Raw genomic sequence first — 17,288 nt, 5'->3', positions numbered from 1 at the left:
TATGCATATCGCAGCGGTTGCCTCGCTCATCCTGTCGCTGGTGGGCGCCCCGTCCTATGACAATCCCGTGTCGCGGGACTTCGCCGACACCTTCGCCGACCCCGCCGTGATCCGCGGGCTCGACGGCTACTGGTACTCCTACGGCACCTCCGACCCGCTGCGCGAGGGAGAGGGCGAACATCACCGCCTGCCCATCGCCCGCTCCAGCGACCTGGTGGAGTGGACGTACGTGGGCGACGCGTTCGGGCAGGACGACCTGCCGTCGTACGCGGATCCGAGCACCCTGCTCTGGGCGCCGGACGTCCGCTATCTCGACGGCCGGTACGTCATGTACTTCACGGTCACCAACTCGGCGGGCACGCCACACCAATGGGACTACTCGATCGGCGCCGCCACCGCGCCCACGCCGACGGGGCCGTGGACGCCCGCACCCGAGCCGGTGGTTCCGCCGCGCCCGTCCGGCGACGCGTACTGGAACACGATCGACCCCTCGCAGTTCACGGACGTGGACGGCAAGAAGTACCTGTACTTCGGCGGGTTCTTCGGCGGCGTGTGGGTGACCGAGCTGTCCGCGGACGGCCTCAGGCCCGTCGGCCGGCCCACCCAGGTCGCCGTGGACAACAAGTTCGAAGGCTCGTACGTCGTGCGCCGCGACGGCTACTACTACCTGCTGGCCTCGTCGGCGAACTGCTGCGCCGGCCCCACCACCGGCTACTCGGTGCTGGCCGGGCGTGCCACCAGCCCGCTCGGGCCGTTCACCGACCGGGAGGGACAGCCTCTGCTCGCCTCCCGCGCCGGCGGCACCCCCGTGGTCGCGCAGAACGGCAACCGCTGGATCGGCGTCGGCCACCACGCCCAGCTGACCGACCTGGCCGGGCAGGACTGGATGCTCTACCACGCGATCGACCGCGACGACCCCTTCCTGGACGAGCCGTACGGCGTCAACGAGCGGCCCATGCTGCTCGACCGGCTCGACTGGATCGACGGCTGGCCGGTCGTCCGCGCCGGGGCGGGACCGTCCGAACGCTCCTCCGAGCGGCCCGTGACGAGCGGGCACGTCGAGGAACGGTTCTCCGGCGGCCTGTCCGGGTGGCGTGACACCGGGGGTTGGGCCGTACAGGACGGATATGTCCGGCATGACGGTGGTGAGCAGGCGACGCTGACGTCCAGGAAGGGCCTCGGCGGCGACCGCCGGGCCGAGACCGACCTCCGGCTCGCCGACGCGCGCCCCGGTGGCACGGCGGGACTGCGGATCGGCGCGGCCACCGCGGTGGTGTCGGACTCCGGCCTGACCGTCACGGCGGGAGGCGAGCGCCGCACGGCCACGCTGCCGGGAGGCGCTTCCACCTGGCGGAACCTGGCCGTCACCGTCAAGGGCAGGACGATCATCGCCGAGGTGACCTCGGCCCGGCTCGGAGACCCCCAGGCCACCGTGAGCCTGGACTCGCCCGTCCCGCTGTCCGGCGCGTTCGGGCTGGTCGCCAAGGGCACGGCGGAGTTCGACAACGTCAGCGTGGCCAGGCTCGCCAAGCCGGTCACCCGCATGGCGCCCGTCCCCGAGCCCGGCAGGAAGCTCGACGCCGAGGAGTTCGGCACCCTGGACCGCGCCTGGCAGTGGGTGCGCGAGGACCCCGCCGCCCGCGTCGCCGGCGGCGCGCTGCGCTGGCCGGTGCAGAACGGCGACCTGGTGGGAACGGGCAACTCGGCGAGCGTGCTGCTGCGCACGCCGCCGCGCGGCGACTACATCGTGGAGACCAAGGTGACGCTCGACCTGGGCGAGGACACCGTACGCAACCACCAGCAGGCGGGCCTCGTCGCCTACGCCTCCGACGACGACTTCGCCCGGCTCTCCCAGGTGGCCATCTGGAACACCCGGCAGGTGGAGTACGGCCGCGAGCTGCCGTTCGCCGACCGGCTGTCGTACGGCGGGAACATCGCCGGAGCCCCGGCGAGGACGACCTGGCTCCGGCTCGCCCACCACGTGGACCGGGAGACCGGGGAACACGAGTTCCGCGCCGGGTCGAGTCGTGACGGCAAGACGTGGACGTGGGCCGGGGTGTGGACGTTCGGCAAGGACACGTCCCCGCGCATCGGCCTGGTCGCCCACGGCGGGGCCCAGCCCGCTGTCGAGGCCGAGTTCGACTACGTCCGCTTCTACCGCACCCGCTGATCCGGAGCTCGCACCGCGGTGCTGTCAGGCGGCGAGTTCGGCCCGCAGGAACGCCGCGACCCGCGCCTGCCACTCCCGTGCCGACTCCAGCATCGCGGTCAGCTCGTGCGACCCGTGCACGTGCCCCGGCCAGCAGGTCACATGGGCCGCGATCCCCGCCCTGGTCAGCGCCCGGGCGTACGACTCGCCGTCGCCGCGGAGGATGTCGTACTCCGCCGTCATGATCAGGGCGGGCGGCAGCCCGGTCAGGTCGTCCGCCAGCAGCGGCGAGGCGTACGCGTGCCGGCGCTGCTCCGGAGCGCAGTACTGCTCGACGTTCGCGGCCAGCTCTTCCGGCGTCAGCACGACCGTGCCCGGGTCGACGGCCTGCCGGCCGGCCGTGAGGTCGAGTACGGGGATCTCCAGCACCTGGGCGCGCAGCGCGGGCCCGCCCTGGTCGCGGAGCATGAGGGCGGTGGCGGCGGCCAGGTTGGCTCCAGAGGAGTCGCCGCCGATCGACAGCCGCGCGGGGTCGATGCCGAGCAGGTCCGCCTGGCCGGCGACCCACCGGACGGCGGTGTGGCAGTCGTGGACCGGCACGGGGAAGCGGTGCTCGGGCGCGAGCCGGTGGGCGACCGAGACCACCACGCAGCCGGCCTCGGCGGCGAGGCGGCCGCAGACGGCGTCGCGGTGGCGCAGCTCGCCGAGCCACCACCCGCCCCCGTGGACGTAGACGTGGCAGGGCAGCGGCCCGGGACGTTCGGGCGTGTAGCCGCGCACCGTGATGCTCCCGCCGTCGACCTCGATCTCGTGGTCCGTGACCGTCACGGGAGGCGCGGGCCGCGCCACCATGGCGGCCCGCTGGTCCATGCCGCGATGGATGGCGGCGCGCCGCTCGGCGACCGGGGTGGAGGCGTCCGGTACGTGCTGACGGGCTTCCTGGATCCTGGCCAGCATCGGGACGAGCTCGGCGAGCACCGGCATGGTCGGCCTTTCGGTACAGTGACTGTAAGTTCAGTCACTGTACCGAAGGGGCGACGGATGGTCGAGGGCGTTCGCGAGCTGAAGAAGCGCGAGACCAGGCGGCGCATCGCCGAGACGGCCCTGCGGCTGTTCGCCGGCCAGGGTTTCGACGCCGTCACCGTGGCGGAGGTCGCCAGGGCCGCGGGGGTGACGGAGAAGACGGTCTTCAACCACTTCGAGACCAAGGAGGACCTCGTCTACGGCGAGGACCGGGCCTTCGAGGCGGAGCTGCTGGAGAGCGTGCGCGCCCGGCCGGCCGGGGAGCCGGCGCTCGCCGCCGCCGAACGTTTCCTCCTCGGGCGTTACCGGCGCCTCGCGACGGACCCGGCGTCGGGGGAGCGGGCGCGCATGTTCGCGACCCTTGTCGCGGCCAGCCCGGCGCTGCGGGCCCGCGAGCGCCGGATCCACGCCCGCTACGCCGACGCCCTGTGCGCCCTGATCGCCGGGGAGCAGCGCGCGGCACCCGACGACATGCGTCCCCGGCTTCTCGCCGAGGCGCTGATGGTCGTGCACCGGGAGTCACTCGCCCTGATGCGCGCCGGCCTGCTGGACGGCACGCCTGGTGACCAGCTCGGGCCGCGCGCCGTCGCCGCCGCCCGCCGCGCCCTGGCCATGCTGGCCGGCGGATTCGCCGGCTACGCCCCAGGCCGCCCCGGCTAGCGCGGCGTCTCCGGGGCCGGCGGGGCAGTGGTGGCGGACGTGGGCGACGGCGGGACCGGGGGCGAGGTCCCCAGGTGGGCGAAATGACCCGTTCGCGGCTTGACCGGCACGGATACGCGCAGAGGAGGCGCACCGCGGAAGGTGAACGTCAGCGGCACCAGGCCACCCCGGATCCCGCTGGCCGTGGCGAGCGGCTGCTCGGCCGTGCCGACGGGCTGGTCGGGGCGCAGGGTGACAGGGCCGGGCAACCGCACCGTGCCGCCCCCTTCGACGGTGATCCGTTCGAGTTGCAGCGGTCTGTCACCGGCGTTGATCAGCACGCCGTACAGAGGGAACCGCGGCGGCGGTTGGGCCGGGTGGGCGCCACCCAGGAGGAAGACGTTGCGCAGGCGCACACCGCCCTGACCGTCGGCGTTGGCGCCGTCGTTCTGCGGACGCCACTGCACCCTGTCGATCTCGGCCGCCGAGCACCCGGAGGCGGCCAGCGCCACGGCGACCATGGCAGAGACGATGGGACGCATCGCACCCAACCCCCTTCGGCACCTCCGTCATCGCCCAGTCGCTACCCGTGACGACCCCGTCCAACCGCCGCCCGCCGCGAACCCGCGCAGGCACGGGAAAACCGGCGAAAAGAGCATGATGACCATCGGCGACACGTCCTGTAGCGTCGCGGATAACGCGGCACTACCGGAGGAGCGGTAGATGGCAGAGGACCAGCGACTCGACGCGACAGATCAGCAGAAGCGACGGCAGGTTGTCCGGGCGGTGATCGCCTCGGCCGTCGGCACCTCGATCGAATGGTACGACTTCTTCCTGTACGGCTTCGCCGCCAGCACCATCTTCGCGGAGCTGTTCTTCCCCACCAGTGACCCCACGACCGGCCTCCTGCTCGCCCTCGGCACCTACTTCGGCGGGTTCGCCGCCCGCCCGATCGGCGCCGCGATCTTCGGCCACTACGGTGACCGCATCGGCCGCAAGGCCACCCTCATCATCACCCTCATGACCATGGGCGTCGCCACCGCCCTCGTCGGCCTGGTGCCCACGTACGCGCAGATCGGCATCTGGGGCGGCATCCTGCTGACGCTGCTCCGCCTGCTCCAGGGCATCAGCGTCGGCGGCGAATGGGGCGGGTCCGTGCTCCTCGCCACCGAGTGGGGCAAGACGCGCGGCGGCCGGCGCGGGTTCCTGGGCAGCTGGCCGCAGTTCGGCGTCCCTGTCGGGCTCGTGCTCGGCTATCTCGCGCTGCAGATCTTCCAGCCGCTCGACCCCTACTGGGGCTGGCGCATCCCGTTCCTGCTCAGCATCGTGATGGCCGGGGTCGGCCTCTACATCAGGCTCGGCATCCTGGAGACGCCGGTCTTCACCAAGGTCCTGCGGGAGAACAAGGTCGAGCGCGTCCCCGTACGCCAGGTCATCGTGAAGAACTGGCGGGAGATCGTGCTGAGCGCCCTGCTGCGCACGGGTCAGCAGGCGCCGTTCTACATCTTCACCGTCTTCATCCTCACCTACGCCACCAAGACGCTCGGCTTCGAGGCGAGCGACGTCTACCTGTACGTCATCGTCGCGGGCGTCGTCTCGCTGTTCACCGTGCCGTTCTGGGGCTACATCTCCGACGTGGTCGGCCGCCGGAGGCTCTACATCATCGGCGCCGCGGCCATGGTGGTCTGGTCGTTCGTCTACTGGCCGCTGCTCGACACCCGCGTGCCCGCGCTGGTCTTCCTGGCCATCGTGGCGGCGGCGCCCATCCACGACATCCAGTACGGTCCGCAGGCCACGTTCATCGCCGAGAGCTTCACCGGGCGGTTACGCTACAGCGGTGCCTCGCTCGGCTACCAGCTGGCCTCGGTCACGGCGGGCGGGCCGGCCCCGCTGATCGCCGTCTGGCTGTACGCCACCTATGAGAGCTCGTTCGCCATCGCCGTCTACATGGCGATCTGCGGCCTGATCAGCGTGGCCGCCGCGTTCGCGCTCAAGGACCGCGCCCACATGGACTACGCGGTCGAGTACGACGAGGCCGGCCCCTGAAGCGGGCCCGGCACATGCTTCGAGGATCCTCGAAAGGAGGCCCCGCCCGGCGCGCCCGGCCCTAGGGTCGCGCGGGAAGCCGTACGGCCTGCCGGGCGGGGGAAGGAAACCGACATCACCATGACAGCGAGTCCCTGCGCGCGCTGCGGAGCTCCGATCCAGGCCGACAGGCACGCGCCGGGATGGTGGGTGGACCAGTGGAACGGGCGGCACTGCGGGGGCGACCCGCGCTTCCCGCACCAGGCGCCGCGCAAGAAGCAGGACCACACGCTCTGGATCGTCGCCGGCTGCGTGGCCGCCGTGGCCGTGCTGGCGGCGGCGGTCGTGGTGGTGGTCGTGCTGAACCGAGGGCCGGCCGAGCCCGCCGTGGCGCAGGTGGCGCCGACCCGGCCCAGCACGCGGGAGAAGGAGCCCAGCGCGACGCCGGACCGGCCGAAGGCGGCCGAGGCGCCGGTGCCCTGCGAGCCGGGCAAGAAGCGCGGCCGGCACTGTTTCCCGTCCACGACGCGGGGACCCGACTTCCTGGCCCGCATCGAGAAGGCGCTGAAGTGGCGGTGTTACGAGGCGGGGGAGAAGGACCGTTCCGGCTACAAGGTGAGGGACCCCGAGTGCCAGGCCGTGAACAGTGTCGACCAGGCGTACACGAAGCGCGTCTCCATCGGCTACGAGACCCACGACCGCGCGAAGGGCGCCGCGATGACCGAGGTCGACATCGTGGCCTCGACGCACGCCGAGAACCAGGGCACCACCGTCAAGAACACCGCCGCCCTGGCCACCGACGCCTTCGAGATCGCGGTGGTCCACCTGTGGCCCGGCAACAAGAAGCTGCAGAACGAGGCCAGGCAGGCCCTGGCCAAGGCCCAACGCCAGTGCAAGCCCGACTACGACCCGCAGTCGGTGCCGCTCTCGATCGGCTACGAGATCGGGTGCGGGACGCCCATTCCCGTCACGGTGACCAGCAAGGAGGGCAAGCCGGTGCTGACCATCACGCAGTCGCTGGACATCGGGATCCCCTTCGACTACGGCTGGGACTGACGTGCGGCGTCAGACCAGGCCGACCATGAAGCCCTCGTCCTTGATCCCCAGGTACGCCGCCGGGCGGAACCGCCGCATGTCGTCCTCGATGACCGGGATGTACTTCGGGTTGGAGCCGAGCGGCAGCCGGTAGCCGTTCTTGACCGTGTGGAACTCCCACAGGTGCTCCATCTCCTGGTGGCGTGAGCGGAAGCCCGGGTCGGCGGGGAAGAGGTCGAGGCGGACCATCGTCTTGCGCATGATGGAGTCGGCGAGTTCGACGCGGCGCTGCCGCGTGCGCGAGATGCCGACCCCGGACAGCTCGGCCCACGGCGCGACCCACGGCTTGCCCTGGGGATCGTCCCAGCGCACTCCGACGGCGTCGAGGACGAGCCGGCGCGGCCGGCCGATCCTGCGCCAGGCGATGACCGGCAGCAGGCCGATACCCAGGAAGATCAGCCCGAGGATCCCGGCGACGACCGCGGTGCCCGCGCCGCCCTCCACCTGGCCGGTGAGCGCCGAGACGATCGAGATGAGTCCGATCACTCCCGCGACGGAGCCGCCGATCAGCGCCCTGACCCTGGCGTCCCCGCCGACGTCGATCACGACGGGAGGCGGTGCGAAGCCGGGGTGTTGCGGGGGGAGCGGTGGTTGGTGAGGGCCGTACGTCATGGACGTGCACGTCCCCGGCCAGGCTAGGCGCCGGCGATCACGGCGACCGCTTCGACCTCGACGAGCTGGTGGTCGTAGCCCAGCACGGTGACGCCCAGCAGGGTGCTGGGCACGTCGTGCGTCCCCATGTACTCCCGGTAGACCCGCCAGGCCGTCACCAGGTCGGCCTGGTCGGAGGAGGCGACGTAGACCGTGGTCTTGACGATGTCCGTCAGCGTGGCCCCGGCGCCGTCGAGCGCCGTGACGAGGTTGCGCATCACCTGGTGAGCCTGCTCGGCGTAGTCGCCCGGCGCCACCGTCGCACCCTTGGCGTCGAGCGGGCACGCGCCCGCCACCCAGATGGTGCGCAGCGGCGCGTCCACGGCCGAGGCGTAGGCGTATTCGACGTCCTGCGCCAGCCGCTCGTTGCGGATCAGTCTGACACCCGTGCTCATGGCTCTCCAACGCTTGTGGTCTCGTGCACCGCCACACGATACGCGAGCCCAGGTGGGTGCGACTTATCCGCCCGAGGGAGGGTAGCGGGAAACCGGTCAACGTCAAGGAGGCTCAGCATGAGTACTTCGCACAAGTCGGCGACGCGCTCGCCCGTGCAACTCGCCGCGCTGGTCGTCGGCCTGGTGTTCCTGCTCGTCGGAGTGCTCGGCTTCGTCCCGGGCATCACGACCGACTACGGCGATCTCCAGTTCGCCGGCCACCACTCCGAGGCGATGCTGCTCGGCATCTTCCAGGTGTCGATCCTGCACAACATCGTGCACCTGCTCTTCGGCATCGCCGGTGTCACGCTGGCCCGGTCGTGGCCGGGCGCGCGCGCCTACCTGATCGTCGGCGGGATCATCTACCTGGCGCTCTGGCTGTACGGGCTGCTCGTCAACCAGGAGAGCGCGGCCAACTTCGTTCCGCTCAACACCGCTGACAACTGGCTCCACCTGGTCCTCGGCGTCGGCATGATCGCGCTGGGGGTGCTGCTGACCCGCGGGCGCGCCGCGGTCTCGCGCTGACCGCCGGCGGTCGACGGGGCGGGGGCGCGCGGCGTACCTACGTTCCCGTATATGGGTAGCGATACGGGGATTTCTCACCTCCCTTTCCCCGGTGGCGGGAGGCACGCTGGTGAGGTGCACACCAGAGGGGAGGGGCCATGCCGCGAGCCACTGAACAGCCGCAGAGCGCCCGTATGAGTCTGGATGCCCTGACCGGGAACCGATTTCTGGCGTTTCGGGACAATGTGGCCCTGTGGGTCGGATGGGGCGCTGACGAGCCGGCGGTGTCCTGGGAGTTGTCGGCGACGCCGTCGGCGGTGCCGAGCGCCCGGCGGATGGTCGCGACCCGGCTGCGGGCGTGGGGGCTGCGGGACCGGGTCGAGGCCGCCGAGACACTGGTCGGCATGCTGGTCGACGAGGCGCTGCGGCACACCGCCGGCAAGATCGTGATCAGCTTGTCCGCCGAGGACGGGTGGTGCAGGTGCGAGGTCGGGCAGTGCACCGGTCCGGCTCGCCGGGCGCGGAAGCTGCTCGACCGCCTGGCCTGCTGCTGGGGTGTCTCCATGACGGCGGGTGACGAGGCCGTCTGGTTCGAGCTTCCCGAAGCCGGGCGTCCCTGACCCCCTCCGCACCTGGGCCGGGGCCGGCCTGACCGGTCCCGGCCCTCGTGTCCGCCGCGCGGTGCCGCCCGCCGGACCGCCTACCATCGGCGGTGTGAGCACCACGACGGGCAGGCCGCGCCGCGCGGGACGGCCGCGCAAGGAAGACGCCAAGGACACGCGGGCCGTGCTGCTGGAGGTCGCCCTCGACCTGTTCGTCGAGAAGGGCTACGCCGCAACGTCCGTCCGCATGATCGCCCGAGCCGCCGGGCTCAGCGACGCCGGCCTCTACGGCCACTTCGCCGGCAAGCGCGCGATCTACGACGAGCTGCTGGCCTCGGCCGGCCCCGGCGCGGTGGGGCAGGTGATCGTGGAGCTGTTCCCCGGCCCCGAGGCGACGCCGGACGACCCCGAGACGTTCCTGCGCGAGTGCGTCGCCCGCGTGATCGAGTTCTTCGAGAAGCCGGCCGCGCGCAAGTTCAGCCGGCTCCTGCTGCGCGAGGAGATCGCCGACAACCCCGGCGTCGTCAACGAGATGATCTCCCAGGGCACGCGGACGCTCGGCCCGATCTTCTCCCGGTGGGCCGAGCGCGGCCTGCTGTCGCCGCGCGTGCGCGCGCGGCTGCTGGCCGGCGAGCTGGACGGCGGCGAGCTGGCCTGGGAACTGCTGGCGCCGCTGGTGTTCATCCGGCTCACCTACCTGCACGGGCCCGATGACCTGCACGACGAGGGCAGGCGTCGCGCCGCCTCACACCTGGAGCTGTTCCTCGACGCGGCCGTCCGCCGCTAGACGCCGTCGCTCAGGTCTCGCGCTTCGCCTGCTCGATCTCCGTGTCGTGCCGAGGGTGCCACATGTGCGGATAGTGCAGGTCGAACGCCGGCCGTTCCGAACGGATGCGGGGCATGGACGTGAAGTTGTGGCGCGGCGGCGGGCAGGACGTCGCCCATTCCAGCGAGTTGCCGAACCCCCACGGGTCATCGACGGTGACGCGCGGGGCCCGGCGGGCCGTACGCCAGACGTTGTACAGGAACGGCAGCGTCGACAGGCCGAGGATGAAGGCGCCGATCGAGGAGATCAGGTGCAGGCCCGTGAACCCGTCGATGGCGCTGTAGCTGGCGTAGCGCCGCGGCATCCCGGCCACGCCCAGCCAGTGCTGCACGAGAAATGTGGTGTGGAAGCCGATGAACAGGGTCCAGAAGTGCCAGGCGCCGAGCCGGTCGTCGAGCATCTTGCCGGTCATCTTCGGCCACCAGAAGTAGAACCCCGCGAACATGGCGAACACCACGGTGCCGAACACCACGTAGTGGAAGTGCGCGACGACGAAGTAGGAGTCGGTGACGTGGAAGTCGAGCGGCGGCGAACCGAGGATGACGCCGGTCAGGCCGCCCAGGAGGAACGTCACCAGGAAGCCGACCGAGAACAACATCGGCGACTCGAAGCTCAGGTGCCCGCGCCACATCGTGCCGACCCAGTTGAAGAACTTCACGCCCGTCGGCACCGCGATGAGGAACGTCATGAACGAGAAGAACGGCAGCAGCACCTGCCCGGTCGCGAACATGTGGTGCGCCCACACGGTCATCGACAGCCCGGCGATGGCGATGGTGGCGCCCACGAGCCCGATGTAGCCGAAGACGGGCTTGCGGCTGAAGACCGGGATGACCTCGGTGACGATGCCGAAGAACGGCAGCGCGATGATGTAGACCTCGGGATGGCCGAAGAACCAGAACAGGTGCTGCCAGAGCATCGGCCCCCCGTTCTCGGCCAGGTAGACCTGGGTGCCGAACCTGCGGTCGGCCTCCAGCGCGAGCAGCGCGGCGGCCAGCACCGGGAACGCCATCAGCACGAGCATGCTGGTCAGCAGCACGTTCCAGGTGAAGATCGGCATGCGGAACATGGTCATGCCGGGAGCGCGCATGCAGATGATCGTGGTGATGAAGTTGACCGAGCCGAGGATGGTCCCGAGACCTGCCAGCACCAGCCCCATGATCCACAGGTCGCCGCCCGTGATGGGGCTGTAGACCGAGTCCGACAGCGGCGTGTAGGCGAACCAGCCGAAGTCGGCCGCCCCGTAGGCGGTGAAGAACCCGCTCGCCACGATCAGCCCGCCGAACAGGAACAACCAGAAGCTGACCGCGTTCAGCCGGGGGAAGGCGACGTCGGGCGCGCCGATCTGCAGCGGCATGACGACGTTCGCGAACCCGGCGAACAGCGGGGTCGCGAAGAGCAGCATCATGAGCGTGCCGTGCATGGTGAACAGCTGGTTGTACAGCTGCGGGCTGACGAGCTGCAGGTCCGGCTGGATCAGCTGGCTCCGGATGACCAGCGCCATCAGACCGGCGAAGAGGAAGAAGGCGAACGACGCGATCAAGTACATGTAGCCGATCACCTTGTGATCGGTCGAGGCCAGCCAGGCCGCGATGAGCCTGCCCTTGCGGCGGAGCCGTGGCGGCTCCGGCGGCGAGGCGAGCGGCTCGTCCCGGGGCTTGAAGGTGGTCATGTACGGTCTCCGTCTTCCCAGCTCAACGGGTATCGGCCGGCCAGGGCCCCTGTACGAGCGTGCCGCCGGCCACCAGCCCGACCAGCCTTCGCTACCCTGGCGATCCCGCCCGAACCACCGCCATACCGCGGGACGACTGATCCGTTACGCCCCCGTGGGAGCCGGCCGTCCGCCAGGACCACCGCTTCACCGGTCCTCGACCGGCGCCCTGCCTTTCACCTCGTGCCGGGCGGCCGGCTCAGGGATCCGCAGCGCGATCATGGCCACGTCGTCGTCGGCCGACAGCGGCAGAGCACTGAGCAACTCGTCGCAGAACCGGTCGAGAGGCTGGCGCGCGAGCGCGCACGCGTGCCCGCGCAGCCGCTCCAGGCCCTCGTCGAGGTGCTCGTCGTGCCGTTCCACGAGGCCGTCGGTGTAGAGCAGCAACGTGCTCAGCGCAGGCAGCGGCTCCCGCGCGGACACGCACCGGGTGTCGTACGGGATGCCGAGCAGCGGGTTGGCGCCGTCCTCGAGGAAACGGCCCGCGCCCTCGCCGGTGACCAGCAGGGGCGGCGGATGGCCGGCCACCGCGTAGTTCAGCCGGTGACCGCCCTCGTCCTTCTCGACCCTGGCCAGCACGCAGGTCGCGGTCTCCTCGCCGTAGAGGGTCTTCATCGCGATGTTCAGCCGGGCGAGGATCTCCCCAGGAGGCTCCTGCCGGTCCACGACCAGTCCTCTGAGCATGTTGCGCAGCTGACCCATGGTGACCGCGGCGCGCAGGTCGTGCCCCGCGACGTCGCCGATGGCCAGCACGGTGGCGCCGTCGGGCAGCACGAACGAGTCGTACCAGTCGCCGCCCACGTCGGCGGCGGTGGGGCTGGCGCGGTAGCGTGCGGCGATCTGCATGCCGGGCACCCGCGGCGGTTGCGCCAGCAGGCTGTGCTGCAGGGCCACCGCGACCTTGTGCGTGCGCTGGAACCGCATCGCGCTGCTCAGGTTGTCATGGGCCTGCTCGATCATCTCGCGCAGCAGGGCGACGGTGCTCTGGCCGATCGGCGCGCGGTCACCGCAGGCGGCCGCCGTGACCACCGCCGCGAGCGTGCCGTCGACCACGACGGGCAGGAGCGCGATGCTGTTGGCCCTGGTGGCCTCCAGCCAGGTGCGCGTGCCCGCCGGCACGAGATCACCCAGCGGCGACCCGGGGGCGAATGTCGTGCGGAACGGCCTTCGCCGGCGTACCACGGCGGCGAACCCGCTGTCCGCGGCCAGGCGTTCCTCGCTGAACGGCGGGAGCCTGGGCAGCCCGGTGCGGGCGGCGGTGGCGATGCGCTCGGCCACGAAGTCGCCGCCTCGCGCCAGCCCGTCGGCGAGGTCGATCACCAGGTGCACGCCGCATCCGTCGGCCAGGTCGGGCACGATGACGTTCGCCAGCGCGCCGAGCATGCCCTCCAGGCTCGTCCGGTCGGCCGTCGCGGCGGCGGCCGAGTCGAGCAGCCGCTGGCGCCGCTGCTCCTGCCACTGCTGCTCGATGTCGGTGCAGGTGCCCACCCACTCCACGAGACGGCCGTTCTCCTGGATCGGCACGGCGCGAGCCTGGAAGTGCCGGTACGTGCCGTCGGTCGTGCGGAGCCGGTAGACGTGCTCCCACACCTCGGAGACCTCCTTGACCGCGCTGGTCCACGACGCCTGCGTGGAGGCGCGGTCGTCCGGGTGGACGGCGTTCATCCAGCCGTCGTCGCGGAAGTCGTCCCATGACTGGCCGGTCGTCCGCTCCCATCCCAGGCTCGGCTCGATCACCAGGCCGCCGGGGTCGGCCACCCAGACGATCTGCGCGCTGACCCGGACCAGGCTCTGGTATCGCCGCAGGATGCGGCGGCGCTCGTCGGCCACCGCCTGGAGCCGCTGCGCCACGGTGGCCGGGTCGGTGACGTCCAGGAAGACCGCGAGGACGCCGTACGTGCCGTCCTCGAAGGAGACCCGCGAGAGGCTGGATGTGAAGAAACGTTCCCGGTCCTCCAGGGACTCGCCGCCGGGGGCGTCGGTGCGGACCACCGGCGTGCCCGTCCTGAGCACCTGGTCGAAGATGGGGACGTAGTCCTCCTGGGCCACGTGCGGAAAGGCGATCCTGAGCGGGGACCCGATCGGCCGCTCTCCGAACAGGGACCGGTACGCCTCGTTGGTGTACAGCAGCCGGTGGTCGGGCCCGCGCGTCACCGCGATCCCCACGGGCGCCGGCTCCAGCACCTCGAAGGTCAGACCACTCACCCGCTGCCCGTAGACACCGTCCATTGCGACTTATCCCCCGATGACGCCGTTCACGGTGATTCGCGAGCCCGCCAGACTCCTACCCTTTCCCGGCGCGACGGGAACACGGCAGGTCACGGCTCCGGCCGCACGACGCCTCAGGACTCCCGGTCCCGGCGATAGCATGTCGGGGATGGCGCGGCATGAGGTGGCGTTCAAGATTCTGGGTCCTCTCGAGGCCGTGGCCGGCGGGCAGCGGGTGCGGCTGCGGGGGCAGCGGGCCAGGGCGGTGCTTGCGATGCTCCTGGTGGCCGAGGGCCAGGTCGTGAGCACCGACCGGCTGGCCACGGCGTGGGGCGATGACCCCCCGACATCGGTGCGCAACCAGGTGACGATCGCCGTGGCCGTGCTGCGCCGGGCGCTGCGGGAGGCCGGCGCCGATCCCGGTGCCATCGCGACGGAGAGCTCGGGCTACCGCCTGAGCGCCCCCGCGACCGACGCGGCGGTCGCGGAGAGCAGGATCGCGGAGGGGCGACGCGCCGCCGAGGAAGGGCGGGAGGCCGAGGCGAGCACGCTGTTCGGCGAGGCGCTGGCGCTGTGGCGCGGCCCCGTCCTGACCGAGATGGAGACGGAGGACGTCCGCGCCGCCGCGGCCCGGTGGGAGGAGATGCGGCTGGCCGTCGCCGAGGAGCGGGCCGAGCTGGAGCTGCGGCTCGGCCGGCACAGCGAGCTGGCGGCCGAGCTCGAGGCGCTGCTGGCCGAGCATCCGCTGCGCGAGCGCCTGCGCGGCCTGCTCATGCTGGCGCTCTACCGGTCGGGACGGCGGGCCGGCGCGCTGGAGGTCTACCGCACGGGGCGGCGGCTGCTGGCCGACGAGCTCGGGCTCGACCCCGGGCCGGAGCTGCGCCGGCTGGAGGCGGCCATCCTGGCCGACGACCCGGAGCTCCGCGCGCCGCCGCGTCCCGCGCGGCAAGCGGGCGCGCCGGTGCTGCTGGTCCCCGCGGAGCTCCCCGCGGGCTCGGGCGGGTTCGTGGGCCGCGACGGCGAGCTCGCCGTGCTGGCCGAGTGCCTGGCGGCGGAGACGGCGCCCGCGGTCGTGGCCATCGCCGGCACCGCGGGCGTGGGCAAGACCAGCCTCGCCGTGCACGTCGGCCACCGGCACGCCGCCTCGTTCCCCGACGGGCAGCTGTACGTCAACCTGCGCGGCCACTCCCAGGGCCCGGCGATGGCGCCGGTCGAGGCACTCATCCGGATGCTCGGCTCGCTGGGCGTCCCGGCCGAGCAGATCCCGCAGGACGAGGAGGCGGCCGCCGGGCTCTACCGGTCGTGCCTGGCGGGCAGGCGCGTGCTCGTGCTCCTCGACAACGCCCTGACCGCCGAGCAGGTACGCCCCCTGCTGCCGGCCGCTCCCGGCTGCCTGGCGCTGGTCACGAGCCGCAGCCGGCTGGCCGGGCTCGTCGCCAGCCACGGCGCCCGGCAGCTCAAGCTCGACGTGCTCGGCCATGCCGACGCGCTGGCCCTGCTGGCTTCCGCGGTCGGCCATGACCGCGTGGCCGACGAGCCGGAGGCCGCGGTGGAGCTCGTACGTCTCTGCGCCCACCTTCCGCTGGCCCTGGGGGTGGCCGCCGCCAACATCGCGGTCAACCCGCACTGGTCGATCGCCGGCTACGCGGCGGCGCTGGCCGCCGACCGGCTGGGCTCCCTGGAGATCGACGGCGAGTCGGCGGTGCGCGCCGCCTTCGGCCTGTCGTACGCGCGGCTCGCTCCCGGCGCCCAGCGGCTGTTCCGCCTGCTCGGGCTCGCGCCCGGCCCCGACATCACCGCCGAGGCGGCGGCGGCCCTGGCCGGCTCCGGCACCGAGCAGGCCGCCCGCCTGCTCGACCGGCTCGCCGCCGCGCACCTCGTCGACGAGCACCTGCCACGCCGCTACGCCTTCCACGACCTGATGCGCCGGCACGCCAGAAGCCAGGCCGAGCAGGACGACGCGCCCGCCGACCGGCTCGCGGCGGTCGAACGGCTCTGCTCCTGGTACGTCTCGACGGCGACGCGCGTCGCCCGCGTCGCCTACCCGTCACGGACCTGGGCGCCCACCACCTCACCGACAGCGGCGGAGCCCGGCCAGGAGCCGGTGAGCCGCTCCGCGGGGTCCGGCCAGGAGCCGGTGAGCCGGCCCGCGGGGTCCGGCCAGGAGCCGGTGAGCCCGTCCGCGAGCTCCGGCCCCGAGCCGGTGAGCAGTGCCGACGCGGTGGCCTGGCTGGACGTCGAGCGCGCCAACCTCGTCGCCGTCGCGGCGCACGCCGCCGACGAGGGGCCCCGCCGCTTCGCCTGGCAGATCGCCGAAGTCCTGCGCCCCTACTTCGGTTTCGGGGCCGAGCCCGCCGACGCGGAGGCGCTGGCCGAGGCCGCGATGCGGGCCGCCGCCGCGGAGAACGAGCCGCTGGGCCAGGTGACGGCCCAGCTCAGCCTGGCCATGACCAGCCGCCTGCGCTCCCGCTACGCCGAGGCGGTGGCGGCTTTCGAGGCGGCCGCCGTGCTGGCCCGGCGGGCCGGCTGGCCGCAGGGTGCGGCCGCGGCGCACAACAACCTGGCCGCCGTCCACGTGGAACGGGGCGCGTTGCGGGAGGCGAAGGGGACCTTGCACGCCGCCCGGGAGATCTACCACGCCGCCGGGCAGCTCAGGACCCAGGCGGTCGTCGCCTCCAACCTGGGCGCGGTCTGCCTGCAGCTCGGCGCGCTGCATGAGGCGGAGGGGCACATCCGCGACGCCGAGAGGTTGCGCGAGGCTGCCGGCGAGGGACTCAACGGCATCGAGCTCACCAACCTGGCGAGCGTCCGCCGGCTGCTCGGGCACATCGACGAGGCGCTCCAGCTCGCCGGGCGGGGGCTCGAGAGCAACTGCGAGAGCGGCCGCTCCGTGGAGGTGCCCAAGAGCCTCGGCGTCCTGGCGCAGATCCACCGCGACGCGGGCCGCCTCGACCTGGCCCTCGACCACGCGCGGCAGGCCGAGCGCCTGGCCAGGGAGGTCAGGAACGGCTACGCGCTGTGCCTGGTCACCACCATCCTCGGCACGGTGCACACCGCCGCCGGCGATCACGCGGCGGCCGCCGGCGTCCACACCGCCGTGCTGGGCCAGGCGCGCGCCGCCGGCATGAACTACGTGATCGTCAGAACGCTGCTCGGCCTGGGCCGCGCCTACCTCGGCCTCGGCTCCATGGAAACGGCGATGCCGCAGGTCAGCCGGGCCCTCGCCATCGCGCGCGCCGGCGGATACCGGGTCGAGGAAGGCAACGCCCTCACCACCATGGCCGAGATCCACCGTGCCCTCGGCGACCCGAGGCGCTCGGCGGAGTGCGCCGGGCAGGCCCTCGCCGTGCACCGCGAGACCGGGTTCCGGCTCGGGGAGGAGCGCGCCCTCGCCCTGCGGGACGTCGCGCTCAGGTGACGCCGG

14 protein-coding genes are annotated in these 17,288 nt (G+C 72.3%); 8 read left to right on the top strand and 6 right to left on the bottom strand.

From position 1 onward, the window contains the following. The first annotated feature begins 1 nt into the window (after window position 1). On the top strand, window positions 2-2,170 hold the full coding sequence (locus tag ACZ6SA_RS00700; RefSeq protein ID WP_465825845.1) for a family 43 glycosylhydrolase: 2,169 nt from the start codon (window positions 2-4) through the stop codon (window positions 2,168-2,170). A 24-nt stretch (window positions 2,171-2,194) separates the two neighbouring features. On the opposite strand, the gene ACZ6SA_RS00695 is transcribed toward ACZ6SA_RS00700, so the two are convergent. Continuing rightward, window positions 2,195-3,133, bottom strand: coding sequence for an alpha/beta hydrolase (locus tag ACZ6SA_RS00695; protein WP_465825844.1), 939 nt, complete (start codon window positions 3,131-3,133; stop codon window positions 2,195-2,197). 57 nt (window positions 3,134-3,190) lie between these two features. On the opposite strand from ACZ6SA_RS00695, the gene ACZ6SA_RS00690 reads away from it, so the two are divergent. Then, window positions 3,191-3,832: a TetR/AcrR family transcriptional regulator gene (locus ACZ6SA_RS00690; protein WP_347642136.1), complete on the top strand. Its 642-nt coding sequence runs from the start codon at window positions 3,191-3,193 to the stop codon at window positions 3,830-3,832. On the opposite strand, the gene ACZ6SA_RS00685 is transcribed toward ACZ6SA_RS00690, so the two are convergent. Continuing rightward, window positions 3,829-4,353 (bottom strand): hypothetical protein, encoded by a 525-nt coding sequence (locus ACZ6SA_RS00685; protein ID WP_347642137.1) that lies wholly within the window; start codon window positions 4,351-4,353, stop codon window positions 3,829-3,831. The genes ACZ6SA_RS00690 and ACZ6SA_RS00685 overlap by 4 nt on opposite strands. 181 nt (window positions 4,354-4,534) lie before the next feature. Between ACZ6SA_RS00685 and ACZ6SA_RS00680 the strand changes: the two genes are divergently transcribed. Together ACZ6SA_RS00680 and ACZ6SA_RS00675 are read left to right on the top strand one after the other, a co-directional pair. Continuing rightward, complete coding sequence (locus tag ACZ6SA_RS00680; RefSeq protein WP_347642138.1) at window positions 4,535-5,857, top strand: MFS transporter; 1,323 nt, start codon at window positions 4,535-4,537, stop codon at window positions 5,855-5,857. A gap of 120 nt (window positions 5,858-5,977) precedes the next feature. Continuing rightward, the gene (locus ACZ6SA_RS00675) at window positions 5,978-6,892 is read left to right on the top strand and encodes a hypothetical protein (RefSeq protein ID WP_465825841.1); all 915 of its coding nucleotides are present in this window, start codon (window positions 5,978-5,980) and stop codon (window positions 6,890-6,892) included. A 9-nt stretch (window positions 6,893-6,901) separates the two neighbouring features. Here the strand turns inward: ACZ6SA_RS00675 and ACZ6SA_RS00670 are convergent, their stop codons facing one another. Continuing rightward, window positions 6,902-7,477 (bottom strand): hypothetical protein, encoded by a 576-nt coding sequence (locus tag ACZ6SA_RS00670; RefSeq protein WP_465825840.1) that lies wholly within the window; start codon window positions 7,475-7,477, stop codon window positions 6,902-6,904. Between the two features lie 89 nt (window positions 7,478-7,566). Then, window positions 7,567-7,977, bottom strand: coding sequence for a RidA family protein (locus ACZ6SA_RS00665; protein WP_465825838.1), 411 nt, complete (start codon window positions 7,975-7,977; stop codon window positions 7,567-7,569). 117 nt (window positions 7,978-8,094) lie between these two features. On the opposite strand from ACZ6SA_RS00665, the gene ACZ6SA_RS00660 reads away from it, so the two are divergent. From ACZ6SA_RS00660 to ACZ6SA_RS00650, 3 genes are all read left to right on the top strand, one after another. After that, complete coding sequence (locus ACZ6SA_RS00660; protein ID WP_465825837.1) at window positions 8,095-8,541, top strand: DUF4383 domain-containing protein; 447 nt, start codon at window positions 8,095-8,097, stop codon at window positions 8,539-8,541. A gap of 263 nt (window positions 8,542-8,804) precedes the next feature. Beyond that, entirely contained in the window at window positions 8,805-9,140 is a 336-nt protein-coding gene (locus ACZ6SA_RS00655) for a hypothetical protein (protein WP_465825835.1), read from the top strand. Window positions 9,141-9,234: 94 nt separating this feature from the next. Continuing rightward, entirely contained in the window at window positions 9,235-9,909 is a 675-nt protein-coding gene (locus ACZ6SA_RS00650; protein WP_347642144.1) for a TetR/AcrR family transcriptional regulator, read from the top strand. Between the two features lie 10 nt (window positions 9,910-9,919). On the opposite strand, the gene ctaD is transcribed toward ACZ6SA_RS00650, so the two are convergent. After that, on the bottom strand, window positions 9,920-11,617 hold the full coding sequence (ctaD, locus tag ACZ6SA_RS00645) for an aa3-type cytochrome oxidase subunit I (protein WP_465825833.1): 1,698 nt from the start codon (window positions 11,615-11,617) through the stop codon (window positions 9,920-9,922). A 186-nt stretch (window positions 11,618-11,803) separates the two neighbouring features. Then, window positions 11,804-13,885: a SpoIIE family protein phosphatase gene (locus tag ACZ6SA_RS00640; RefSeq protein WP_465825831.1), complete on the bottom strand. Its 2,082-nt coding sequence runs from the start codon at window positions 13,883-13,885 to the stop codon at window positions 11,804-11,806. Window positions 13,886-14,033: 148 nt separating this feature from the next. On the opposite strand from ACZ6SA_RS00640, the gene ACZ6SA_RS00635 reads away from it, so the two are divergent. Further along, a complete protein-coding gene (locus tag ACZ6SA_RS00635) occupies window positions 14,034-17,282 on the top strand; it encodes an AfsR/SARP family transcriptional regulator (RefSeq protein WP_465825830.1) in 3,249 nt (1,082 codons plus the stop codon). The last annotated feature ends 6 nt before the right edge of the window (window positions 17,283-17,288 follow it).

Source organism: Nonomuraea sp. NPDC049378 (assembly GCF_055586745.1).
Note: the sequence above shows the minus strand (reverse complement) of the source record. Positions and strands in the feature narration are given on the sequence as shown.